20 protein-coding genes are annotated in these 24,506 nt (G+C 46.2%); 14 read left to right on the top strand and 6 right to left on the bottom strand.

Annotated elements, in window-relative coordinates; all coding sequences use genetic code 11:
• Positions 1–192: 192 nt before the first annotated feature.
• The 4 genes from gpAD87_RS04780 (at position 193) to gpAD87_RS04795 (ending at position 3,084) form a co-directional block, all read left to right on the top strand.
• Positions 193–606, top strand: a complete 414-nt coding sequence (locus gpAD87_RS04780; protein WP_082935004.1) for a hypothetical protein — start codon at positions 193–195, stop codon at positions 604–606.
• Positions 607–728: 122 nt separating this feature from the next.
• Positions 729–1,076, top strand: coding sequence for a bacillithiol system redox-active protein YtxJ (gene ytxJ / locus gpAD87_RS04785; protein WP_064636572.1), 348 nt, complete (start codon positions 729–731; stop codon positions 1,074–1,076).
• A gap of 92 nt (positions 1,077–1,168) precedes the next feature.
• Entirely contained in the window at positions 1,169–2,182 is a 1,014-nt protein-coding gene (gene ccpA / locus gpAD87_RS04790; protein ID WP_024631149.1) for a catabolite control protein A, read from the top strand.
• 206 nt (positions 2,183–2,388) lie between these two features.
• Positions 2,389–3,084, top strand: a complete 696-nt coding sequence (locus gpAD87_RS04795; RefSeq protein ID WP_063565576.1) for a 5'-methylthioadenosine/adenosylhomocysteine nucleosidase — start codon at positions 2,389–2,391, stop codon at positions 3,082–3,084.
• Positions 3,085–3,228: 144 nt separating this feature from the next.
• Here gpAD87_RS04795 and gpAD87_RS04800 read toward each other — a convergent pair whose 3' ends face one another.
• Complete coding sequence (locus gpAD87_RS04800) at positions 3,229–3,861, bottom strand: GNAT family N-acetyltransferase (protein ID WP_064636574.1); 633 nt, start codon at positions 3,859–3,861, stop codon at positions 3,229–3,231.
• A gap of 271 nt (positions 3,862–4,132) precedes the next feature.
• Here gpAD87_RS04800 and acsA point away from each other — a divergent pair, with 271 nt between their 5' ends.
• Positions 4,133–5,857 (top strand): acetate--CoA ligase, encoded by a 1,725-nt coding sequence (gene acsA / locus gpAD87_RS04805; RefSeq protein ID WP_063565578.1) that lies wholly within the window; start codon positions 4,133–4,135, stop codon positions 5,855–5,857.
• Positions 5,858–6,026: 169 nt separating this feature from the next.
• Here the strand turns inward: acsA and gpAD87_RS04810 are convergent, their stop codons facing one another.
• Both gpAD87_RS04810 and rpsD read right to left on the bottom strand, forming a co-directional pair.
• A complete protein-coding gene (locus gpAD87_RS04810) occupies positions 6,027–9,149 on the bottom strand; it encodes a transglycosylase domain-containing protein (RefSeq protein ID WP_064636576.1) in 3,123 nt (1,040 codons plus the stop codon).
• 357 nt (positions 9,150–9,506) lie between these two features.
• Positions 9,507–10,106, bottom strand: coding sequence for a 30S ribosomal protein S4 (gene rpsD / locus gpAD87_RS04815; RefSeq protein ID WP_063565580.1), 600 nt, complete (start codon positions 10,104–10,106; stop codon positions 9,507–9,509).
• Between the two features lie 463 nt (positions 10,107–10,569).
• On the opposite strand from rpsD, the gene gpAD87_RS04820 reads away from it, so the two are divergent.
• The 5 genes from gpAD87_RS04820 to gpAD87_RS04840 all read left to right on the top strand — a co-directional run bounded on the left by gpAD87_RS04820 (position 10,570) and on the right by gpAD87_RS04840 (position 15,634).
• Complete coding sequence (locus gpAD87_RS04820; RefSeq protein ID WP_064636578.1) at positions 10,570–12,549, top strand: sensor domain-containing diguanylate cyclase; 1,980 nt, start codon at positions 10,570–10,572, stop codon at positions 12,547–12,549.
• A 131-nt stretch (positions 12,550–12,680) separates the two neighbouring features.
• Positions 12,681–13,547 carry a hypothetical protein gene (locus gpAD87_RS04825; RefSeq protein WP_064636580.1) on the top strand — a complete coding sequence of 289 codons (867 nt, stop codon included), beginning with the start codon at positions 12,681–12,683 and terminating at the stop codon, positions 13,545–13,547.
• A gap of 110 nt (positions 13,548–13,657) precedes the next feature.
• Positions 13,658–14,773, top strand: coding sequence for an aminopeptidase (locus gpAD87_RS04830; protein WP_064636582.1), 1,116 nt, complete (start codon positions 13,658–13,660; stop codon positions 14,771–14,773).
• 96 nt (positions 14,774–14,869) lie between these two features.
• A complete protein-coding gene (locus gpAD87_RS04835; RefSeq protein WP_024631140.1) occupies positions 14,870–15,115 on the top strand; it encodes an HPr family phosphocarrier protein in 246 nt (81 codons plus the stop codon).
• A gap of 225 nt (positions 15,116–15,340) precedes the next feature.
• Entirely contained in the window at positions 15,341–15,634 is a 294-nt protein-coding gene (locus gpAD87_RS04840) for a YlaN family protein (protein ID WP_064636584.1), read from the top strand.
• A gap of 191 nt (positions 15,635–15,825) precedes the next feature.
• Here gpAD87_RS04840 and cax read toward each other — a convergent pair whose 3' ends face one another.
• Positions 15,826–16,896: a calcium/proton exchanger gene (gene cax / locus gpAD87_RS04845; protein ID WP_064636586.1), complete on the bottom strand. Its 1,071-nt coding sequence runs from the start codon at positions 16,894–16,896 to the stop codon at positions 15,826–15,828.
• A 183-nt stretch (positions 16,897–17,079) separates the two neighbouring features.
• Between cax and gpAD87_RS04850 the strand changes: the two genes are divergently transcribed.
• Positions 17,080–17,442: an Asp23/Gls24 family envelope stress response protein gene (locus gpAD87_RS04850; protein WP_024631137.1), complete on the top strand. Its 363-nt coding sequence runs from the start codon at positions 17,080–17,082 to the stop codon at positions 17,440–17,442.
• 190 nt (positions 17,443–17,632) lie between these two features.
• Here gpAD87_RS04850 and ftsW read toward each other — a convergent pair whose 3' ends face one another.
• Together ftsW and gpAD87_RS04860 are read right to left on the bottom strand one after the other, a co-directional pair.
• Positions 17,633–18,919, bottom strand: a complete 1,287-nt coding sequence (ftsW, locus tag gpAD87_RS04855) for a putative lipid II flippase FtsW (protein ID WP_064636588.1) — start codon at positions 18,917–18,919, stop codon at positions 17,633–17,635.
• A gap of 13 nt (positions 18,920–18,932) precedes the next feature.
• Positions 18,933–19,280, bottom strand: a complete 348-nt coding sequence (locus tag gpAD87_RS04860) for a YugN family protein (protein WP_064636590.1) — start codon at positions 19,278–19,280, stop codon at positions 18,933–18,935.
• A 212-nt stretch (positions 19,281–19,492) separates the two neighbouring features.
• Here gpAD87_RS04860 and gpAD87_RS04865 point away from each other — a divergent pair, with 212 nt between their 5' ends.
• From gpAD87_RS04865 to gpAD87_RS04875, 3 genes are all read left to right on the top strand, one after another.
• Positions 19,493–20,662 carry a M20 family metallopeptidase gene (locus gpAD87_RS04865; RefSeq protein ID WP_064636592.1) on the top strand — a complete coding sequence of 390 codons (1,170 nt, stop codon included), beginning with the start codon at positions 19,493–19,495 and terminating at the stop codon, positions 20,660–20,662.
• 200 nt (positions 20,663–20,862) lie between these two features.
• A complete protein-coding gene (locus gpAD87_RS04870) occupies positions 20,863–22,539 on the top strand; it encodes a DNA repair helicase XPB (protein WP_064636594.1) in 1,677 nt (558 codons plus the stop codon).
• A gap of 50 nt (positions 22,540–22,589) precedes the next feature.
• A complete protein-coding gene (locus gpAD87_RS04875; protein ID WP_064636596.1) occupies positions 22,590–24,500 on the top strand; it encodes a helicase-associated domain-containing protein in 1,911 nt (636 codons plus the stop codon).
• The last annotated feature ends 6 nt before the right edge of the window (positions 24,501–24,506 follow it).

A 24,506-nucleotide genomic window follows, 5' to 3' on the forward strand; every position in this document is an offset into this window, starting at 1 on the left:
TCGCCATTGGGGAAGCGATTACATCTCAATGAACGCCTACATTCGACAACCTTCATCTGGAGACAGTGGTAATTTGTGCAACCTCTGGTTTATAGCAGGATTTGAGCGGAAATAGGTCGAATGGTATCTGTATAAGAGTATAGAACGAATGAGGTGATGACTGTGCGTAAGACGTGCATATGCGGACATGTAATGGAACTGGAATTAAGAACGGTGGTATATGCCAAAAAGGTGGAGATTCGTAACGTACCTGTATTTGCTTGTACAGACTGTGTTTCCTATGAAGTGCTTCAGCCGGTCAAGCCGGATTTGAAAGAGTGCATCAGTACACTCGGTGAACAGCCAACGAAACAGGATGTATCGTTTGGAGAGCGAAATGAACTTGCGGATCTCTTCCATGAACAACTGCTGGCTTGGCCGGACGCTTCGGATCGTGAGATGGAGCATCGGATGCAACGTGCTGTGGAGGAGAGAATTAACCTGCTGCTGGATATTATGGGTTACGCCCAAAAGTCTAATGATGAAGAATGGATCGAGACAACACAGCGCAGATTAGGTCAATTATCCGGTTTTGTATGGCAGGCGCACTTCTCGAATGCTGTCTAATTTTGACGTGCGAAATGCTTGTTTTCATGAAAATTGGCTTTTTCGCCCGCTTTTTGTTAAGATATCGTAGAGTGAAAACGCTCAACATAGCGGTAATCCTGGTAAAGGGGGATGTATATCAAATGGCTGACATGACTAAAATGACAAGTATTGAACAGCTAAACTCCGCAGTGGAGGCTACCGAGGATCAACCCTTACTTCTGTTTAAGCATAGTACACGCTGCCCGATCAGCGCGAACGCCTATCAGGAGATGAACGATTATTTGCAAAATAGTCCAAGTGAACAAGTGAAATACGGTATCATTTATGTAGTGGAAGATCGCCCTGTGTCCAATGAAGCAGCGGACAAGCTGGGTGTTAAGCACGAATCTCCGCAGGCGATTCTAGTCAAAAAGGGAATTCCTGTATGGCATACTTCCCACTCGAATATTACTTCAACCACAATCACGAAAGCACTGCGTGAGTCCTAAAGCCTATTTTAATTGATTAATGCATAAATTTGTCGTAATATAAATCTTAATGAAAATGGTATGAAAATTTACTGGTAATGGAGAGAAGTACTGTGACGGTAACCATTTATGATGTGGCACGTGAGGCCGGTGTCTCTATGGCAACGGTATCACGGGTTGTTAATAATAACCCTAATGTTAAGCCACAGACACGCAAAAAAGTATATGAAGCCATCGATCGGTTGGGATATCGTCCGAATGCGGTAGCCAGAGGCTTGGCGAGCAAGAAGACAACCACGGTCGGGGTCGTTATTCCGGACATTTCGAACTCAACCTTTGCAGAGATTGCCCGCGGAATTGAAGATATTGCCAATATGTATCACTACAACATTATTTTGTGTAACGCGGATAAGAAGAAAGAAAAAGAAATTCGTGTAATTAACACGTTGCTCGAGAAACAAGTGGACGGTCTGCTCTTCATGGGTGGAACTGTGACGGACGAGCATATTCAGGCATTCCAATCAGCGGCTGTGCCGATTGTTCTCTGTGCAACAAGTGACGAGAAGGGCACGTACCCTTCTGTAGATATCGATCATGAAGCGGCGGCATTTGACGCTGTAAATACATTGATCCGTCATGGACACAAGGAAATTGCAATGATCAGTGGTACACTGCAAGATCCTGCCAACGGTTATGCTCGTTTCCAAGGGTACAAGAAAGCGCTTGAAGCAGCAGGTATGGAATATCAGGAGGATCTCGTACGTATTGGTAACTATCGTTATGAGTCCGGTGTAGAAGCGATGAAGTATTTCCTCGGATTGAAGAAAAAACCATCGGCAATCTTCGCTGCAACAGATGAGATGGCAATTGGTGCTATTCACAGCATTCAGGATGAAGGTCTGAAAGTACCGGATGACTTCTCCATCATCAGTGTGGATAACATTCGTATGGCTTCCATGGTCCGTCCTCAGTTGACTACTGTAGCTCAACCGATGTATGACCTGGGCGCTGTAGCGATGCGTTTACTGACCAAGCTGATGAAGAAAGAAAATGTGGAGAACCCACGGGTTATTTTGCCGCATGAAACGATTCTTCGTCTGTCTGTAAGCCATGCAGACGTAGTTTAAATACAGGCTTTGATGGTTCATCGTCATTTCTGATTGAAAAGGAAATGATTTAAGAAAGGGAGAAGGCATTCTCTCTACATAGTGGAATGACGGAAGCTCCGGAAACGGAGCTTTTGTGCTGAATGGAGCTCTGAACGTAACGAAAAAACACTTGGAGGGAAACGAGTCCAGGTTTACATGCAGAATGCTATATAGGAGGTCATAACATGCGTGAAACGATCGGTATCATTGGTGCAATGGATGAGGAAGTAGAACTTCTCTTGGCTGGTATGAAGCAACTAGAGACTGTAAAACAAACCGGTATTACCTATGTTGCAGGCGAATGGCTGGGTAAACAGATTGTGGTCTGCAAATCAGGCGTGGGTAAAGTGAATGCGGCTGTGACGACACAGATTTTGATTGATCGTTTTCAGGTTAATCGTATTATTTTCACAGGTGTTGCGGGTGCAGTTAATCCAGAGTTGAATATTGGAGATATGGTCATCTCTTCCGAATGTGTACAGCATGATATGGATGTGACCCCACTTGGATTTGAGCGCGGGGTTATTCCTTACCAGGAGACGTCCGCCTTCCCAGCGGAAGCATCACTTATCGCATTAGCTGAAGAAGCCTGCAAAGCGCAGGGAGCGAACTATCTGATCGGCAAAGTGCTGTCAGGAGATCAATTCATTGCAAGCAAGGATACGGTGAAAATGCTGTATACCGAAATGAATGGGGCATGTGCGGAGATGGAGGGAGCTGCCGTAGCGCAAGTGAGCTTCATGAACCGTGTTCCGTTCGTTATACTTCGCGCAATGTCTGACAAAGCAGATGGATCAGCACATGTGAACTTTGCCGAGTTTACTGTGGAGTCTTCCCAGCGCTCTCACCGTATTGTTGAACATATGCTGGAACATATGTAACCCCATAAGCTATACGCATGTTGAGCATGATAAGGGCTTAAAAAGCAACAAAAAACCGCTTATTCGTAGCAGATCATCCATGATGAACCTGTTCGCGAAGAGGCGGTTTTTCTATGTATACGTATTATCCATGTGCATTCGTGATTAGTACATAAAACGATGGCGGAATCGCACCCGGTCGAACTGTTCTTCCGATTCCAGGGGCACTTGGCTGCCAATGCGGACCATGAGGCAGTTTGCCGGATGTGAACAAATCTCGGGATCATCGGTGGCGTACCAGGTCATGTCTACGGTTTGCATCAATTTTTCCATCATCTTGCGGTAATCCCATACGGAAAGGGCGCTGCCCTTCAAATCCCAATGCCAGTAATATTCCGTTGTGAATATGATATATTTCTCCATCTGTCCATTTTCAAACGCGGTGAGCAGCATTTCGCGCCCAATCCCGAGAGAGCGATAGGAATCCGCAACCTCAATGGCTCCCAGCTCAATTAGATCGGTCATATTGCCCTCCGACCAACGCTCGCAATCATCTGCATAATGGAAAGTCACATAACCGACAATGGTCTCATTTTCCCGCGCTATTATGATTCGACCTTCGGGCAATGCGGAAATTTCGGCCAATGCCTCCTGTTGTTCCGAAGGGCGCCGGAAGGCATCCAGATCGGAATGAAATTCAAGCTGCGTAATCGTCTCGGCCTGAACTGGTCCCTCAATGGTGATTCGGTGGCCGGACTTGAAGATGGAACGCATATGATGCTCCTTAATATGCTCCATAGTTCATGCTCCTCTCTCCCCCTACTTATAGCAAAAAACCAAAAATTTGAAAAGCCATAGACGATGATTGAAAAGATTTGCTATAATTGCGTAGACAAAAAATGTTCACAAATCAACTGCAGTTTGGGTTCATCGGTTTGGCCTGGCAAGTACATGATGAGAAGTTCTCTCTACTAATGTAAGCGCTAACTGGAAGTTCAGTCAACACAAAGGCAATCAGAAGTGACCCATATTGGGAATCGAAATGTCGAGTTGAAGGAGGCTGGCAAGCATGAGTCAAGCACATGGTGAGATGCTGCAAACGGTTGTGTCTGAATCTAATCTGGGCGATTACACGGAGGCCCGAAGCCGGTTTGATTGGGAATCGGTTGAAAGGCACTTTACGTGGCACGCCAGCGGGAAAGTCAACATGGCGCATGAAGCGATTGATCGTCATGTGCTGGAAGGAAGAGGCGGGAGAACGGCGCTATTATACAGTGATGCTACCCGTGAAGAGGCATACACGTTTGCTGACTTGAGTGAGCAATCGAGTCGCTTCGGTAACGTTCTGCGCAAATATGGTATTGCTAAGAGTGATCGGGTATTTATTTTTATGCCTCGCAGTCCTGAACTCTACTTTAGTCTGTTGGGCATATTGAAGGTTGGGGCTGTTGCAGGTCCTCTATTTGAGGCCTTTATGGAAACTGCGGTGAAGGACCGACTGGAGGATAGCGGAGCTGTAGCCCTGGTGACAACCCCTCAATTGCTGGGGCGAATCAAACGTTCCGAATTGCCTGAACTGAAGCATATTTTTGTTGTGGGTGGCGGTCCGCAGACGGAAGAAGGACTCATCGACTTTGATGCAGAGATGTCCGCAGCTTCGGATGATATGGAAGTGGAGTGGCTGACTCGCGAAGACGGTCTGCTGATTCACTATACTTCCGGCTCTACAGGCAAACCGAAAGGTGTATATCATGTGCAGAATGCGATGATTCAGCATTATTACACCGGCAAGGTTGTACTCGATTTGCGCGAGGATGACGTATACTGGTGCACAGCCGATCCGGGTTGGGTAACAGGTACCTCCTATGGAATTTTTGCACCATGGTTGAATGGTGTGACCAACGTTATTCGTGGGGGACGTTTCAGTCCGAAAGACTGGTACAGCACCATTGAGAAAAACAAAGTCAGCGTATGGTACAGTGCGCCGACGGCTTTCCGCATGTTGATGGGAGCGGGCGAAGAGACCATTGCCCAGCATGATCTGAGCAGTCTCCGTCACGTCATGTCTGTGGGTGAGCCACTTAATCCCGAAGTTGTCCGTTGGGGCTGGAAAGCCTATGGACAGCGAATTCATGATACCTGGTGGATGACGGAGACGGGTGGACAATTAATCTGTAACTACCCGGGCATGCCAATCAAACCAGGTTCCATGGGTCGTCCATTACCGGGAATTGAAGCAGCCATTATTGACGATCGAGGACAGGAACTGCCGCCATATAGTATGGGGAACCTGGCTATTCGTACTTCATGGCCGTCCATGATGGCGAAGATCTGGAATAACCCGGCCAAATATGAGGAGTACTTCCGACTTTCTGGCTGGTATGTATCCGGTGATTCCGCTTATATGGACGAAGATGGCTACTTTTGGTTCCAGGGCCGGATTGATGATGTCATTAACTCTTCAGGAGAACGTATTGGCCCCTTTGAGGTGGAGAGCAAGCTCGTAGAGCACCCTGCGGTAGCAGAGGCAGGCGTTATCGGCAAACCGGATGTAACTCGCGGAGAGATCATCAAGGCCTTTGTGGCACTTCGTGAGGGGTATGAGCCGACACCGGAGCTGAAAGAAGAGATTTATCGATTTGTAAAAGAAGGCTTGTCTGCTCACGCCGCTCCGCGTGAGATTGAGTTTAAGGATAAACTGCCCAAGACCCGCTCCGGCAAGATTATGCGCCGCGTGTTGAAAGCTTGGGAGTTGGATCTGCCCACAGGCGATCTATCGACCATTGAAGACTAAAGCATAAACCAGCGGATACAACGTGTCTGCCTGTCCCACGATTCCAATACAAAGCCTGATCCGTGTCTCATTGCGGATCAGGCTTTTATTTGTGGGGACCAATGAATAACAAAACCCCATCCTCATGATGCGAGAATGGGGTTGAGAGGGGAGTTGTGGTAACTCTGTATTACGGTTGGAAATGCACGGCTCCGGACGGCTCGGATTCGCCTATGCTGTTGCTGGCGGATACCTTGAACCATCCACTGGTGGATGCAGGTACTCCGTAGTCCATGGAGGTCCCTGAAGTTGTGCCAATTTTGGTGTAAGGGGCTGACCCTGTCTCACTAAAATATACAGCATAACTTTGAACACCATCTGATTCCGAATTGGAGGCCCACTGAATGCGCAGTCCTTGGGAGAGCGCCGACACGCTCACTTGGCCCGGTGTAGCCGGAGCCGTAGTTGCGGCGTTCTCATTCTGAGAGTCTTCCGGTGTAACGACTGTTCCCGGAACATTAATCGGTTCATTTATTTCTTCATCTGCAGGAGGCTCCACCGTTCCCGCACTGCTAACTGCTGCGCTAGGAGCAGACTCACGACCAGCTACATCCACTGCTGTCACATAGAACGCAAAGTTTCCACCTTGTGCATATGCGGTGAATGATCTGGACTCACCTGTCAGGACAACCTGCCCCTGATTTTGGAATCCAGCGCCATTTACTGAGCGATACAGGCGATAACCAACCACGTCACTCTCCGGTGTTGCGTTAAACGTAATCACAGCGTTCCCGTTGGCAACGGAAATTCTCACATTGCCTGGTGCATCTGGTGCTTTGCCGTTATCCGTTCTTGGATCGATCTGTGTCGGCATGTCTGCATCGGCATCTTCCGGCAGGTAATATGCAAGTGATTCGTGACGACTCATGCGTGAGAATGCACTTTGCAGTTCCTTGATGAGATCAGAGATCGGTTTCTTGCGTTTGACGACGGTTTTCTCTTTCGTCATATCTCCAGGTGTTTCATCACGCGGAATGTAGTTGACACCATTGTAAGTGATATATTTGGCTTTTGCGACGCCATCATCGCTGTCCTTCGGCACAAATTTGCTATTGAAAATATCAGTGACAAATCGGTCAGTCAGAGATGTTGGCAATTTGCCGCTATAAGCCGATACAGTTCGTGTCTCGATCCCGGATGGTTTCTTGAACGAATCGGTTACGAACATCTCTTTGTCTGTAGCGATGACTTGATTCATGATTTGCGTCCACAGCTGCTGTGCACGTTTCTTCTGTGATCTTGTCTCCAGCGTGTTTATAGGCTGTTTGTATCCAACCCATACACCCAATGTGACATCCGGCGTATAGCCTTCAAACCAGACATCCGCATAGTTTTGGGTTGAACCCGTTTTGCCTACGATAGGCACACTCTTGGAGTACTTGTAATTTTCACGAACTTTATCGGCTGTACCTTCCGTAATAACGGTGCGAAGCATATCTGTCATCAGGTATGCCGTCTGTTCTGAGAAAGCTTGAACAGGTTCTGCATCGTGTTTATATACGATATTCCCTTTTGAATCTACAATTTTGCTAATCATATAGGAATCATTGTACACACCATTGTTGGCAATGGCTCCATAGGCATTGGTAAGCTCTTCAACGGTAACACCGTACTGAAGTCCTCCAAGAACACCGGTCTGAGCTTGGTAATCAGCCGGCTGGATGGTGGTAATCCCCAGCTTCTTGGCAAAAGCCCATGATTTGTCGATACCAACTTCTTCGTTAAACAGCTTCAGCGCAGGCACATTCAGCGAGTAGTTGAGTGCTCTACGGGCAGTCACAAGTCCCTGGTAGCGATTGTTGGCATTTTTCGGAATATGGAATCCGGTCTGGCCGTCTTTCAGAATTATCGGTGAATCGTCAATAATGGAAGCCGGTTGAACAAGCCCTTCATCCAGTGCAGGTAGATAAGCGGCAATAGGTTTCATAGTTGAACCTGGCTGACGCACCATCTGAGTTGCATAGTTCATCTGCTCATCCTGGAAATTACGGCCTTCAATCATGCCGAGAATAGCTCCTGTTTTGTGATTGATCAACATGGCAGCAGTCTGTTCTTTTCCCTTCACGGGATCGTCAGCAGCGAAATTACTGTCATCTTCGGCAATGGTACGCATTGTTTTGTAGATACTTTTGTTGATAGTCGTGTAGATACGATATCCGCCTGTACGCAATTGCTGCTGAGCTTCTTCCAGCAGAGCACTGCTTTCTTTTTGCGGTGTATCGGTATCCGTATCCTTGGCTGTATCCGCATTGGCATCCGTGCCTTCAGCCTTAGCCGAATTCAGTTGCTTCATTAAAATCTGTGCAGCTTGTCGCTCTGTTTCCATCATAAGGTATGGATAAGTATTGTAAGCTTTGATGGTTTTGGGTGCGAGTGAACTCTTGATGTCAAAAGCAAGAGCTTCGTCATACTCGGACTGATTGATTTTGCCCAGTTCCAGCATACGGCGCAACACCAGATGCTGACGATTGATTGCACGCTCAAAATTGTCCTCAACAAAGTCGCCTTTTCCATTAAAGGCAGAGTAAGAGGAGGGGAGCTGAGGCAATCCGGCAAGATAAGCAGCCTGAGCTGTGTTTATTTTGCTCAAATCATTAATATTGAACAGTCCTTTGGCAGCTGCCTTGACTCCATATACATTATATCCACTGGAGCCGTTACCAAAAGGAACCTTGTTCAGATACGCTGTCATAATTTCGTCTTTGGTCAGGAAACGTTCGAGTCGGAGCGAAAGTAATATTTCTTTCACTTTCCGGTCTTCGGTACGATCCAGATTGAGGAATACACGCCGGGCCAATTGTTGAGTCAGTGTGCTACCGCCTGTTTGAACAGATTCTTTCAGCACTTTCTGTTTCACGGCACGGAGCGTTCCGCTCATGTCTACACCTTTATGTTCGTAAAAATGATTGTCTTCAATCGAAATGACTGCATCAATAACGTTCTGTGGGATCTGGTCAAAGGTGACCGGACGCCTGTCTTCTTCTGTTCGTAATTGACCGATCGGGCTGCCGTCGGCAAAGTAAGCAAAGCCTGTGATGGAGTTTTCGCTGACTTTTTGTTCAATCAGCGCCCTTGAACGGACGGGTTCGTCTTTCACAATGGAACTGACGTATCCCATTAGAGCACCGCCTACAAATAGTACCCCCATGAATCCAAGGACAACCATCCATTTGACGAAACTACCCAGTCTGCGGGCAAAACTGCGCTTGCGGGCAGGCTGTTCATCGGGCTTTTTCTTATTAACATCAACCATTCAGTGTCTTCCTCCTTTTAACAGCACTTATTATAGCATAAAAAGGCTGGTTTGCATGCCTGAGAAATACAAGCAATGGTCGAAAATTGCCATTCTTTCTTGGATTATGATATATATCATGCGGAATTGAATTACATATCATGAGAAGTCATGGAGAATTTCAATAAAACGTGGAAGTATTGAGCGTCCGAGTGTGGATGAAAATAGATGACTATGTATAGGAAGGAGGCCATATCCATGTAATAGGTGCAGGTAAGACCACTTTTTTTGCTCTTTTTTTCTCTCGAAATAAAAAAAACAGCTGCCGAGAAAATCTCGGACAGCTGTTTGGTCTGAAGCTTAATGAAATTCCAACGATTAACGGTTGTAGAACTCGACGATTTGTTTTTCGTCGATGTCTTGGGACAATTCCGAACGCTCAGGCAAACGGATAAATTTACCTTCCAGAGCAGTATCGTTGAATTCTACGTATGCCGGAAGATGCGAACGGTTTTCCAAAGCTTCCTTAACGGAAGAAAGACCGCGGCTTCTTTCACGCAGGCTGATAACGTCGCCAGTGCTTACTTGGTAAGAAGCGATGTCGACTTTTTTGCCGTTTACAGTTACGTGACCGTGGGATACCAACTGACGCGAACCAGCGCGGGAGTTAGCGAATCCAAGGCGGTATACGAGGTTATCAAGGCGGCTCTCAAGCAAGAACATGAAGTTTTCACCCGCGATACCTTGCATTTTTTGCGCTTTAGCAAAGAGAGTGCGGAATTGCTTCTCGCCCAAACCGTACATGTGACGCAGTTTTTGTTTTTCTTGCAATTGCATACCGTAGTTGCTGATTTTTCTCCGTTGGTTAGCTCCGTGCTGACCTGGAGGGAAAGGACGTTTCAATTCTTTGCCTGTTCCGCTCAGGGAAATGCCGAGGCGACGGCTCAATTTAAATTTAGGACCAGTGTAACGTGCCATGTTTAAAGTAGCTCCTTTTTAGTTAAAGTTCATATAGGGCTCTGTTTGCGCTCCAATTTGTTGATGCGGGCTAAGCCACGCATAGAACGATCAGGAAAGTTCAGCCGCTGTCCTGAAAGCAACAAAAAGAATGAGGGTGACACAACCGGTAATGCCCAAATTTAAAGACCCATTAGTAGTCTTCATCAACAATTTATTTTACAGTTTACTAGAACCAAAGTCAAGCCTGTGATAAAAGCAAAAAAACGTCTAAATTTGTCGATAGGTCATTAGGCCCAAAATAATGGGACAATTTTCTGAAATATGGATGCAAAAATGCTTTAAAGAGAGTAAAATAGATTGTATCTTAACTTTAAATGATCTTGTACATTAAGGTTATCGCATAGAATTTGCAGGTTTGCGATAACGTCTGCAGATTAATGCATCCGAGTGGATGCAAAAACGGTGCAAAGGAGCGCCTGACATGTTAGAACATCTAAGAAGTAAACCAGCCAGCTTGAATTCGCGAAGTTCGGGCGATTCCGCATCTTCTGCCGCTCCTCACGAAGCGCATGTATTCTGGATGCAAAAAATGGACATCACACCTTTTGATTTTTCATATTTGGGAAGCCTGCTGCAACAAGCATACACCGACTGGCATAACCAAAGGCGGCCACACTCCGACAGATCATCGATAATATACAACGTATGGAATACAGAAGGGATCTGTATGGGGCAAGGAAATGAAGGGGCTCCATTGCTCGATGTACATTCGACTGTGATGCAATGCCTTGAAACGGGACAGGCCCAGTCGTTACGTGGAACCACTGAAAATGGAGAGTACCATCTAATGGCTGAACCTCTTTTATCCAGAACAAATAAGGATATGTTTGCTGTCTTCACTGCTGTAACCTACGAGCAAAATCGAGATGACACGTCTGAAGCCGTTGTTCGATCGGAGGCATTGCATTATCGTACCTGCTTTTACCGAAGATTTGAATACATATTTATGACGGATCTACTTCATGCTCATGAACAAACGGCTCGTGAAGAGCACCGAAGGTCAATTCTGTTCCAAATCGTTCAACGGATGCATGACAAAATGGATGTGGATGCCATATTGGATGAAGTCTTTGACAGCATTGACTACTTATATCCAACGACCCGCATGACATTGTATATGTCTCAGGATCAGAGCAGCCTCAACCCCCGCATTAAACCGCTGCTTGTTCATGAACGTGGAGAAGACATCTGTGTACAATCGTTTATGGAAGGCAAGCTCATTGTTGTTCGATCGGATGAAGGTGAACATCGCATACTGGAGGTTGGTCTTCCTCTAAAAGGCAAACAAGGGATCTATGGTGTATTTCATATTGAGATGAATGAGGAGTTAATGGAAGATTCCGATCTCCAACTCATTACGATGATGGCGGATACAGCAGGAACTGCCTTTGAAAATGCCAAACTGCACGAGCAATCGAATATGTTGATCCAGGAACTTCGTCTAATCAACGATCTGACACAACGTTTGAACAAAAGCCTGCAGCTAATGGAGATCTATCAATTCTCCGAGCAGGAGTTAAAGGACATCTTTCAGGCCGAATCATGTTGTATTCTTCAACTGAATGACAGCACGGATCATTTTGAAGTGATGTCATCCAATGTGAATGAGTTAGGTCGCAAATCGTTTCCATTGGATTACGGAATCGCTGGTTTGCTGTATCAAACCGAAGAACCGCTCATCCTATCCAATTATGCGAAATATGATAGAGTGTCATCGGTCTTCATGGATCTTACCGGCTCGATGTCATTGATTGCTTCACCCGTTCGTGTGAATGGTGAAGTGAAGGGTGCCATTTTGCTGGGACATCCCAAAAAGCAGTATTTTTCGTACGACAATTACCGCCTGCTGCAGATGTTGTCCATTCATATTGGACTTGCTCTCTCCAATGCAACGCTTCACGCCGAGGTACGACGTTTGGCTAACCTGGATATGCTGACAGGACTGTATGTGAGACATTACCTGGATAGTGTGATCCATGAACGTCAGGCTCATGATTTCTGTGGTTCACTGATTGTCGTGGATATTGACCAGTTTAAGCAGGTGAATGACACGTTTGGGCACCAAACAGGTGATCAGGTATTGAAACAGGTAAGCGACATTGTAACAAGTTCCGTCCGGCCTGAGGACATCTGCGCCAGATGGGGCGGGGAAGAGCTGGCCATCTATATGCCTCAGATTGGTGCTCGTCAGGCACTGGAATATGCGGAAATCATTCGCACCAGGGTTGCTGAAGAAACAAGGCCTTCCGTAACCGTATCCAGCGGTATTGCTGAATGGAACTGGATGGATGAGAAGGTTAGTGTGGAATCGTTATTTTACCGGGCTGATATGGCATTGTACGATGCGAAGCATGGTGGTCGAAATCGAATCGTCATGGAAGAACAGGAAGTTACACGTTAAGAGAGGACTATTCCGATTGCGGAGTCGTCCTCTCTTTATTTTTTAAAGAGGCGATGCCAAAGGAAGGAAGTATAAGCAAATAAGGGAGGGGCAGGCTATGGAGAAAGTTTGATGGAAAGGTGGAATAGAACATGTTGAACCGTCGGTATATACGTGGGCTATTGTTGATTCTGAGCATAGTTGTGTTGTGTGCTCCTGGTTGTGGATTGTTAGGGCGAGATCGAACTCCCGAGGAATTATTTTCACTGGCTTTATCAGGAATTGCAGGCAAAGAAAAGCTGAGTTTTGATGGGGAAGCAGGATTACGACGCGAAAGCAACGGGCTGTTCGAAAATCAGTTTAAATTTGAGGGCAAGCTGGAGGATCATGACCGCTTGACCTTGCAAACGAGGCTGCCTGGAGCTGTGACTGCTGCCGGAGCGGGAGTAAAAGGGGTAAATGCCGCGGCTGTTAACAATAATGGGCAACCGAGTGGATTCAGTGCATCCTTTGAACGCAAACAAGGACAATGGATGGCTTTAACTGACCAACATGAGCCCCTGCGCGGCTCGCTGTCCCGTTTTAATCCCATCGCTCAAATGGAAAGTATCGATCGGTTGAACAAAACGATAAAGTCCGAGTACGGTTCAGGTCGTCGAACGAAAATACTGCGAATTGAACTCGCACCAAAAGATGCCAAAACGTGGGCGCTTGCACAGCTTGACGACGAGATGAATGCGATTCGGGCAGAGTATATGCACAAGGCAACTGCGGTTAAGGGAGGCATTCAGGAGAAACTGGAGAAGGACTTGAACAAAGTGTGGGAACAAGGGGAAACATCGATGCAAGAGATGATGAAACAGGCCGAGGTACAGACGGTGTATCATCTAACCGTAGATCGGAAAACTAGCTTGCCCTTGCGACTTTCCTCGGAAAGCCAGGTGAGCTATAAGGACATGAACAGCAAAAGGAATAAAGAAGCTCTTGTCACGGATGTAAACTTCAGGGCTTATGAATAGATAAGTTGCGGGGCTGCCTGCTGACGGGATCGTTGTAGCGTGCTACAATAGTATCGTAATTTACCGTTGTTCAATTCAGGGAATGGCGGATGACAGGAGGAGTTTACACGATGAAGGACCCAAGAATTCAGAAGCTCGCAGCCAATTTGGTGGGCTACTCTGTAGATGTACAGCCTGGCGAGAATGTGCTGGTTGAGATGATCGGCACGGAACGTGATCTGATTAATGCAATTATTGAAGAAGTAGGCAAAAAAGGCGGTAACGTCTTTGTACAGCTGACTGACAAAACAGTACAGCGTGCCATGCTCAAAAATGCGACAGAAGAAATGATGAAAACCTGGGCAGAGATCGATCTGAACCGGATGAAACAAATGGATTGTTACATTGGCATCCGTGCAGGGGAGAATGTGAACGATCTGTCCGATGTACCGGAAGAGAAAATGAAAATGTACAATTCACTTTATTCCCATCCGGTACATAGCGAGCAACGGGTAAAACATACAAAATGGGTTGTGCTTCGTTACCCGAATGCAAGTATGGCACAGCTGGCGAATACAAGCACAGAAGCGTTTGAAGATTTCTACTTCGACGTATGTAACTTGGATTACGCTAAAATGGACAAAGCACAGGATTCATTGGCTAATCTGATGAAACGCACAGACAAAGTGCGTATCACTGGACCGGGAACAGACCTGAACTTCTCCATTAAAGATATCGGTGCAGAGAAATGTTCTGGACAAAAAAATATTCCGGATGGCGAAGTGTACAGTGCCCCTGTACGTAATTCCGTGAACGGAACGATTAGTTATAACGCGCCAACGCTGTATAACGGCATTACTTTTGAAAATATTAAATTCACCTTCAAAGACGGTAAAATCGTTGAAGCAACAAGCAACGATACAGACCGCATCAATGAAATTCTGAATTCAGATGATGGCGCTCGTCATATCGGAGAATTCGCAATTGGATTTAATCCACATATCCTGCACCCAATGAAGGACATTCTGTTTGATGAAAAAATCGCAGGCAGCTTGCACTTTACGCCAGGCCAGGCATATGAAGAAACAGATAACGGAAACCGTTCCTCCATTCACTGGGATCTGGTGTTGATCCAGCGTCCAGACTACGGTGGTGGCGAAATTTATTTTGATGATGTATTGATCCGTAAAGACGGGATTTTCGTTATTCCTGAGCTGGAATGCCTCAATCCGGATCGTCTGAAGTAGGAACAGTATTTTGCTGTTGCTAGGAAAGCGGATTCACGGTATCATGTAGTGGTAATTAATAGATGATACCAAAAGTGAAAAGACGGAGGGATTCCTATGTCGAGTAATAACGCAGCGGTAGTGGAAATTGCTCAAACAGCGAGCAAGTTTACTTCTTCAATTGTGCTTCATTCAGAGAACAAGTATATCGATGTAAAAAGTATTCTCGGACTGTTTACAACGCTGATCAGCACGCACAGCTATGAACTGCACGTTCATGGCCCGGATGCAGCTGAAGCCAAAGCAGCTATGTCAGAAGTATTTGCCAAACATGGACTGAATGTAAGTATTGCATCAGAGTAATGGCACTAAGAAGCATCTCTGCCTATTATGGCAGAGGTGCTTTTTTTGCATGAGATAATTCAGTTGTACGGCAAGACCTCCGTAAAATAGGGGGATTAGGCAGGAATAAAGCTCTTCATAATCCATGGTTATTTTGGTCAGGTTCTTGTATTAGCTCCTGATTTCGTCTAATATTAGAGGTAGAACGTCTTTACGCGATTTTTGGGACATAGGGGGGAAAAATGCATGACTTCATCTGATCTGCAGGACCAGTTGCACATGAAAGCGATCAGTCTTCTTCAAGAAGATGCAGATAAAATACAGAAGCTTATTGAAGTACAGATGGAGAATCTGGCTACCCGCTACTGCCCTCTCTATGAGGAAGTACTGGATACACAGATGTATGGGTTCTCCAAGGAAGTCGATTTTGCTGTTCGTGCAGGGCTTCTTCCAGAAGGTGCTGGTAAGCAGCTGGTAAGCGCGCTTGAGCGGAATCTGGCGATTCTATATGAAGCTTTGAACAAGAAGAATGAGCAATAGCCTGCAATAGCGTGGGTCAGAATAGAAGGCATGCAGGTGTTTGCATGCTTTTTTTGTGCGCCTGAATTGAAACAGCTCGTCTGATGTGGTTCAGGCGAGGGAGAAAAGAAAAAACAGCCTGGAAATGCGATTTCCAGGCTGCCTTTTACGCGCTAATTTTTTGTCTATTATTTAGGATGATGGGAGTGCTGTTATACCAGGAAGAACGATACACCCAAAATAACATACACAACCATTAGGAGCAGACCTTCGTACCAGTTCGTTGAACCGTCCTGGGTGATGGACTTGGCAATAAATACGGCTACGCCAATGGCGACCAGCTCAATCGTTGTAAACACAATGTCCATCGTTCTGCCTGTGAAGTAGCTTACAAAAACGAGCACAGGAGCTACAAAGAGTGCGATTTGCAAACTGCTGCCGACTGCGATCTCAACGGCGGCACCGATTTTGTTTTTCATGGCAAGCATGATGGCTGCACTATGTTCCGCGGCGTTACCGATAATGGCAACGAGGAACGCACCGACGAACAGTTCGCTGAGTCCAAATTGTTCAGTAAACACCTCAAGGGTGCCAACGAGCCATTCACTGACGAAGGCAACCATGATGGTTGCAAGAACAAGATAGAGAATTGATTTTTTCTTAGACCACTCGGGTGAATGTTCATGCGGCAATTCTTCATCTTCATCCACAGTGACATCTGCGAGATAGTTCTTGTGTGTAACCATGGAGAACACCAACCACGCTATGTAGGCAAGGATCAGCAGGCCTGCGACAATGAGACTGAGTGTATTCGTATCCTTCTGTGTGATGGAATGGGTATTCAGGAAGACGGCTGGAATAAACAGGGCAATGATGGCTACAATCATCAGGGAGCCGTTTAGACCGGCAAGGGATACGTTATAATTCTGAATTTTGAACTTGAGTCCTCCGGCAAAGATACTTAGACCAAGCACCAGCAGCAGGTTACCGATAATGGAGCCTGTCAAACTGGCCTTAACCATGTCGAACAATCCTTCTTTGACGAGGAAAATGGCGATAATCAATTCGGCGGCATTGCCGAATGTAGCATTCAAAAATCCGCCTAACCGCTGTCCGGCATAATGGGCAACATTTTCGGTGGCTTTGCCTAAAAAGCCGGCCACAAAAATAACCGAAATGGCTGAAATGACGAATTGCAGAATCGAATCCCATTTCAAGTAGTGGGCGACGGCGCTGAGTGCAAAGGTAGCAATCAGCAAAATGGATGAAATTCGTTTTCTCACAACAAACACCTCGGTAACGTATTATTTTGTTTTAAACGATAAGACTAAATACTTATGAGATTATTTTCATATTTCAATATAACCAAATCATGGTAGGTTGTAAACGCATCTTTTTGAGTTTAATTTGCTTTTTGGGGTCGAAAGGATTTAAAATACGAGTAACGAAGTGAAGGAGGATGTGGCATGGCAGAACAACTTCAACTAGAGGGCGGAAACATCCGGATTGCCGATGACGTAGTGGCGAAAATTGCCGGAATGGCTGCGATGGAGACACCCGGAATTGCCGCAATGTCTGGAGGATTGTCAGAGGGCTGGGCCAAGCGCCTGAGCGGTAAAAACGTACAGAAAGGCGTAGGCGTGGAGGTCGGCCAGCTGGAAGCAGCCATTGATCTGCGCATCATCGTCCTGTACGAGACACCGATTCATGAAGTTTCCCGCATGCTCCAGCAGAATGTAAGAGAAGCGGTAGAGACCATGACCGGGTTACGTGTTGTTGAAGTCAATGTAAAGGTAGAAGGCGTATCTTTCAGAGGCGACGATCTGTAAATTTGAGCAATCCGTGATGGAAGAACAGCGGTAATTGACCTGGTTCTTCATCTAGATAGACAGAGTGACCGAGTATACAAAACCGAGTACACACAAAAAGGCTGCGCACCCCATCGGATGCACAGCCTTTTTGGTGTTGCTTTTTTCAATTGAAGGGATACATGATTTGTTCCGGTAGGAACAGTCCCATTTACCGAATTCGGCGAATGGATTCACGTGAACGAAGTGCGGGAGAGGTACGGGATGTCTGAACCGTCACCGACTTCGTTTTCTCTTCCTTGATGACGTCCAAATTATTGGTACGCGAGATGCTGAGCAGGATACCCATAGCCACCATCATCACAAAGAGTGAGGTACCGCCATAACTGATGAACGGAAGGGTAACCCCTGTCACCGGAATGGTCTGGGTCACGCCCCCAATGTTGATAAAGGCCTGGATCGCAATTAATCCCATAATGCCAATACCGACCAGCGTCCCAAATGGATCGGGACAGCGAAGGGAGACGATAATGCCTCGCCAGATGAAGTAGAGGTAGACCAACAGAAACAGAGCAGTTCCAACAAAGCCGAGCTCTTCTCCAATTACGGAGAAAATAAAGTCGTTATAGGCATTTGGCAAATAATGCAGCTTCATCGTACCTTGTCCGATCCCGGAGCCGGTGATGCCTCCATCCCCGATGGCAACAAGGGAGCGATAGAGGTTAAGGCTTCCACCTGTTTTGTCGGATAAAGGATCAAGGAATGCCTGAATGCGCCCGATTTTATAATTCTGCGCTGCTTCCGTAGTAGTGGTGCTATCTGCAGTATCTGAAGAAGACATGGAAGAAAACAAGGCGTTCGCTCCAAGCGCCAATGCTGCTCCCAACACTACCAATAAAATGGAACCCATAATGTGTTTCATACTTGCTCCACCCGCATAAATGACCAGTCCGCACGTAGAAACCAGAATGAAGCAGGTACCAAAGTCCGGTTGCAGCATAATAAGTCCTGCAATGAACCCGACAATGACCAGCACGGGAATATATCCTGTCCTAAGATCCCTGAACCGTTCACCTTTTTTGGTGATCAGCGCTGCAAGGTACAAGATAATGGCGATTTTGGCAAATTCTGCAGGTTGAATACTGAAGCCGATAATTTCAATCCAGCTTCGGGCACCGTTTACCTTCTTGCCTGCAACCAATACAATTAGTAGCAGTACCGTGGTGAGCAAGAAAAATGGTGCATAAAGTTTTTTGTATTTGTTAAATCGGATATTCATGGCAAAAAACATGCCCACTAAACCGATAACCGCCCACATAAGTTGTTTTTTCGTGAAGAACAGGGCATCATTGTTAAAACTTTTGTTTGCAATTGCAATGCTGGAACTGGAGCTGAACACCATCACCAGTCCGAAGCCCACCAACAATAAAGTGAGGATTAGCAGTTGAAAATCCGGCGTGCCTCTCTTCGTTTTCGTTTGGGCCGATTGTTGTTTCATGGTTCGGCCCAGCCTATGCTTCCAGCAGTTCTTTAAGCTGCTGTAGTTTTTGGGCCGCCAGCTTCACGACTGGCTGCGGTACGGTAGAGTCATAATCCAGACCATGTGGAAAGGTTGCTTTTCCAAGATAAACAGCTTCAACTGTGAGAACCGTATCCGGTTTTTCGAGTTTGCCATCTATCGCACGGGTATTAATACGTACAAAGTATTCCGATTTGGTTTGTTCATCTTCAATTTTGTAGTCATATGTAGCACGATAATATTCCCATTGCCACCGGACAAATCCGACTTTCTCGGCGCTCTCATCCAGGTATGCCAAGTCGCTCTTCAAGCCATCCAAGCCTGTATTCTCAAAAATCATAAGCGTCTGATCCTCCTCATAAGCTTCCGAGAGTATAAATCTCGTTCTTTTCTCTAGTTTATGATAGTATGTTTCCCCTTCCCGTGCAAGCTTTCAAGCGGTCATTCGTATCGGTTTTCTTCCAATTCTGCTACAATATACAGCAATAGGTTTCAAGAGGAAGGTTCGGGCTTGATGAAAGTCCCGTATAGAGAGCGAAAGGATGGAGAGACATGACAAATAATATATGGTGGAATGACCTGCAAATCCACATGGTAGAATGGCGTCGTCATCTTCATCGGAATCCTGAGGTTTCCTTTCATGAGGAGAAGACATCCTCTTTTGTAGCGGGTATGCTGGAGAGCTTTGGTGTTGAAGTGAGACGACACGTTGGTGGACACGGGGTTATAGGTACCCTTCGTGGGGACAAGCCAGGGCCTGTCGTAATGCTTCGTGCAGATATGGATGCACTTCCGATTCAGGACGAGAAGGACGTTGAATATGCATCACAACAAGCAGGAGCTATGCATGCCTGTGGTCATGATGGTCACATATCCATTTTGCTAGGCACGGCATTGTACTTCAGTCGCCATAAACATGAGATCAAGGGTGAGATTCGCTTTTTGTTCCAACCTGCAGAAGAGTTGCTACCAGGTGGTGCGCTCAAGGTCATAGCAGACGGCGGACTGGAAGGGGTAGATGTCATCTATGGAATTCATCTGTGGACCCCGCTTCCTGTAGGCGTGGCAGCGAGTACTCCGGGGCCGATGATGGCAGCGGCAGATGACTTTTATATTGAGATCAAAGGAAAAGGTGGACATGGCGGCATGCCGCAATCCACGGTGGACAGTCTCGTGGCTGGTTCAGCCCTTGTGATGCAATTGCAGACGGTTGTCAGTCGCTCGGTGGATCCCTTGCGTCCCGCAGTATTGACGATTGGTACAATGCAGGCGGGCTCAGCACAGAATATCATCGCCGAGTTATGTAAAATGACGGGTACAGTGAGAACCTTTGATGAAGAGACGCGCAGTATCATGAAGGAACGTGTGCATACGATCGTGGCTCAGACCGGAGAGATCTACGGTGCCGAGACGAAGTTGAACTATATTATGGGATATCCTCCTGTCGTGAATGATGAGCAGGAAACGGCACGTTTCTTCAAGGAAGCGGTAGATGTATTTGGTGAAGAACATGTACAGAAGTCACCGAAGTTGATGCCAGCTGAAGATTTCGCTTATTACTTACAGCAGATTCCTGGCTGCTTTATGTTTGTTGGAGCAGGTAACCCGGAGAAGAATGCCATCTATCCGCATCATCATCCCAAGTTCGACTTTGATGAGGATGCCATGCAAAATGCTGTGAAACTATTTATAGCAATGGCTAAAGGATATACAGCCGAATGATTTGAGTATAGTTGGGCATCCTATTCATACCAAGGTATGAGCAGGGTGCTTTTTTTTGTTAGGTCTTTATAAAGCTTAAATTAAGGTCGAACTGTTGTATTATACAGGTTCAATTTCGGAAGAAACCGGAACTGGACTTTTTGTGATGCCTGTTATTCGGAAAAACATATAACTCATTTTCAAATTAGGGAGGAAGCGGAATGGAGAAAACGGACGCCTGCATTGTCCAGCGTGATTTTACAGTATTGCTTGAAGTGGGTCATCCTGGATTTGATCAGGCCAGAGCTCAACTAGGGATGTATGCCGAACTGGTGAAGACACCTGCGGCTTTTCATACATATCGCATCACTGCATTATCACTGTGGAATGCCGCTGCACTCGGCTGGAGTGCTGATCAAGTGATAGAAAGTCTGGAATCAGTGTCTCGTTGGAATGTTCCTGCCGCCCTGATTCAAGATATCCAAAGAATTATCCATCAATATGGGAAGTTGCAATTGAAGCCACAGGCAGATCACGGGAGAATGCGTCTCGTGAGTGAAGATGAACGATTGCTGGATGAATTAAGCAGTATGAAGACCATCTCGGCTTTTCGGATGGAACGTGTCGATCCCCATGAGCTCATACTTGGCGGTGAGCAACGCGGATTGCTGAAGCGTGAACTAACTCGTTTGGGTTATCCGGTGCTGGATTATGCGGGATATCGAGAAGGAACAAGTCTGCCGTTTGAATGGCAAGCGAATACTCAAAGTGACAGTTCAGAAGGATTCAGGTTACGCCCTTACCAGCGAGATGCAGTGGATGCATTTGAAGGTAGCGAAGGCATGGGAGGCAGTGGTCTGCTTGTTCTTCCCTGCGGTGCAGGCAAAACGGTTATTGGGATGGCCGTGTTGGAACGTCTGCAATGTGAATGTCTTATCTTGACCTCGAACACCACATCCGTTCGGCAATGGATTCAGGAATTACAGGATAAAACAACGATAACGAATGAACAGATTGGTGAGTATTCCGGTCAGAAAAAACAGGTGAAACCTGTGACCGTGGCAACTTATCAGATTCTTACACATAGAAAATCGAAAGATGCTGATTTTACTCATATCAAATTGCTAAGTGAACGCCAGTGGGGACTCATCATTTATGATGAGGTCCATCTGCTTCCAGCACCTGTATTTCGAGCTACAGCAGATATTCAGGCTACAAGAAGACTGGGATTGACAGCAACATTGGTGCGTGAGGATGGCTGTGAACAGGATGTATTTTCGCTAATTGGTCCGAAACTATATGACATGCCGTGGAAAGAATTAGAGCAGCAAGGGTGGATTGCGAATGTACAGTGCCAGGAAATACGCATTCCGTTTACTCCTGAACTACGATCAAACTATTTGGAAGCAGAGGTGAAGCACCAATTTCGCCTTGCAGCCGAAAATCCGGCCAAATTAGCTGTGGTCAGACGGATATTGGACCATCATGAGGGGATGCCAGCGCTTGTCATCGGACAGTATTTGGATCAGCTTGAGAGCATTGCCCGGGAAATTGAAGCACCTCTCATATCGGGTACGATGTCCCAGCAAGAGCGAGTGAAATGGTTTGCAGCGTTCCGGCGTGGTGAGATCAAAACGATTGTCGTATCCAAGGTTGCCAATTTTGCCGTGGATCTTCCTGATGCTGCCGTTGCCCTTGAAATATCCGGCAGTTTCGGTTCAAGGCAGGAAGAAGCCCAGCGATTGGGTCGGATTCTAAGGCCGAAGTCCGGAGAAAATAAAGCTTATTTCTATGCCCTTGTATCGGAGGACAGTAAGGAACAGGAGTTTGCATTACGTCGTCAGATGTTTCTGGCCGAACAAGGTTATGAGTACAAAATCGTTCATGAATTGCAATGAAAATGCGGTTTACATCTCTACTTAAAAATAAGAGAAAGGCATGATTAGCAATGCGTACACAAGGTAATCTGGATGTGAATTCATTAAAAGAGCTTTCATGCGTTGAAAGAACGGTACTTGGTGTGATTTTTTGCAAATATGCCGGACAACCCTTTTCCAGCATGCTGACATCAGCAGAGTGGGCTGTGGATGGTCTTAGCAGAGCTGAAGCAGTGACGGCGTTTATAGCGCTTCGGCATAAAGGCTGGATCAAAGCTGTGCGCAAGTCTTGGGGCGAACGTCTGTATTACATACCAGAATCACTACTTTCTTTGTTAACTATCGCCTATGCGGCACGAGTTGGACAGTTCGCTCAGCTGAAGACGAATGTAATACAGGATCAAATGACACAAGATAAGTCCATATCCAGTAATGAAGTCCAGAAAGTGAAGATTGTTCGAGAAGGTAAGCCGGATATTGCTGCAGAGCTTCTGCATGTATTGGCTTGGATGGTAAGAGAAGGTCAAGCCCAAGGAGGACTTCCATTAACAAGTAAGGGAACTATTCACAAGAAAATGGTGCAGCGATTAAGTCGGATGACGGTTCTGGGCCCTGAAGATTTTGCCGAATTAGGTATTCACTATGATCATTCGGATGTGTATCCAGTCCATGTGGCTCTTATTATTGATTTGCTGCTCAGTCTGGGTTTGATTGAAAAGGCGCATAACCGAATGCATGTGTCACCTGACCGTCTTTATCACTGGTTAACGTTGTCGTGGTCTTCAATGCACCGAGAAATCTATAGCGTATGTAAGGACCGATATGGTGTAGCTGAGCCTAAACTTCAGCACTTTCGTTATCAACTGATGATGTTTGCTTCACGGGAAAATGAATGGTTGAGTATTTCAGCAGGGACTTTAGACAACGTTGAGTTGAAAGAAGTAATTGAAATTAGAGAGAGTGAAGGTTCTTCAGGATTATCCTTCTTAACACATATCTGGGGTTGGCTCGATGTTCTGACAGGTTTGGGATATGGTGAGGTTGGTGAGTCAGCTGCGGGAGAGATTTTATATCGCTGGCAGATTGATCCGAGAATTTTATTGAACTTTGGGAATTACGAGTCAGAAAAACCGGAAAAGAATACGATTTTTGTTCAGCCTGACTTTGAAATTATGGTTCCTCCAGATGTAGCCCCACAGGTCCGCTGGAATCTGGACATTGGTGCAGAGCTTGTGAGTCGTGATCGAATGTCCATATATCGGATAACAAAGGAACGAATCATCGCAGCATCAGAGATCGGTCTTACAGCGGATGTAATGATAAACTTCCTTAGACTGTATGCTGTCTCGGGAGTGCCTGAGCATGTGGAGCTAGCGATCCAGCAGTGGGGACAGGATGCAGACAGACTTTACATGGATGCTAGGCAGAACGTTGATCAGGATGAATCGGTGGATAAAGTTAAGAAAAAGGACACCTGGATATATAAATCGAGAAGTGAATTACTTGAAAAGTTGAACAGGCCAGAGGCGAAAGCCATTGAAGATGAGTCCATTTTCGGAGCAGATGAGTTCAAAGTCGGACTTGAGGTGCAGAAGGAACTCTTTTATATTCGTGGAAGAGTGGGGCTCATTCAAAGTGACTCCAATCTACACATGTATGAACAGGATCATTCCATCACGGAGCAGTCAGGTCTGTTTCCCGGATACGGAGAGATCCCTGAGATGTGGCATAACGAGTGGCGAGGATATCATGTATCCACAGCTCGTCAGATTGCTGCGAAAGCCATTGAATGGCAGACAAAACTGGGTCTGAAGCTGGACAGCCATATCGTTTATGTTATCCCTGATCAGATTCAAGGTCATGAAGATTGGACACTAACGGGCTGGTCCATATCGGAGGATGGTACAGATCCCACAGAACGCCGTACTTTCTCACCTAACGAATGGAACCAGATACGCCTGATTATTCCGAACCATGCATAAACTTGA

The sequence above is a fragment of the Paenibacillus sp. AD87 genome (assembly GCF_001659845.1).
GTDB lineage: Bacteria > Bacillota > Bacilli > Paenibacillales > Paenibacillaceae > Paenibacillus > Paenibacillus marchantiae.